At 46.0% G+C, this 894-nt stretch carries 1 protein-coding gene; it reads right to left on the reverse strand.

Annotated elements, in window-relative coordinates; translation table 11 throughout:
- A partial coding sequence (locus tag A3738_RS03010) for a homoserine dehydrogenase (protein WP_068763344.1) occupies positions 1–894 on the reverse strand: 894 nt, incomplete at both ends.

Here is an 894-nt window from a genome sequence, read left to right on the forward strand (position 1 = left end):
GCAACTAAAGCACGCGCCACATCTACTACATCAGCTATCACTGCTGAAGCTGTTGCTTCTGATCCAGCCCCTGCCCCATAGTAAAGTGTGTCACCAACTGCATCACCCGTAACAACTACAGCATTCATTACGCCGTCGACCTTTGATATCAACGCAGACTTAGAAATTAACGTCGGGTGAACGCGAAGTTCGACGCCATCTCCGCGTTTCTTAGCGATCCCAAGGTGTTTGATCGTATAACCAAGTTCCTCAGCATAATTAACGTCATCTGTAGAAACCTTACTAATCCCCTCGGTAAACGCTTTTTTAAATTGAAGAGTGATACCAAAAGCCGCTGATGCCAGAAGAACAAGCTTATGAGCCGCGTCAATTCCTTCGACATCGAACGTTGGATCTGCTTCAGCATATCCAAGAGCCTGAGCCTCTTTCAAAACGTCCTCGAAGTCTCGACCTTTATCGCGCATTTCAGTAAGAATAAAATTACCGGTACCGTTGATAATACCTGCAACACTTGAAATATCATTGGCCGCCAAGCCTTCGCGTACCGATTTAATAATCGGGATACCACCTGCAACGCTCGCTTCGTAACAAAGACTAACTCCCGCAGAATTAGCCAAAGCAAATAGTTCATTGCCGTGCTCTGCAATCAAAGCCTTGTTAGCCGTTACAACGTGCTTACCTGCCTGAAGAGCCGTCTCTACTAACTCTTTTGCAGGGCTGTAGCCGCCAATCAACTCAAGCACAACATCTACTTCGGGGTTTGTTACAACAGCGTTCAAATCCGTTGTAAAGTCGATACCTGTCAAATCACAATTGTCTTTCTTCGTGCGCGAAGCAATCTGAATAATTTCAATCGAGCAACCCGTGCGTGCTGAAATCTCTTCACGATTTCGA

This window comes from Oleiphilus sp. HI0066 (genome assembly GCF_001635725.1).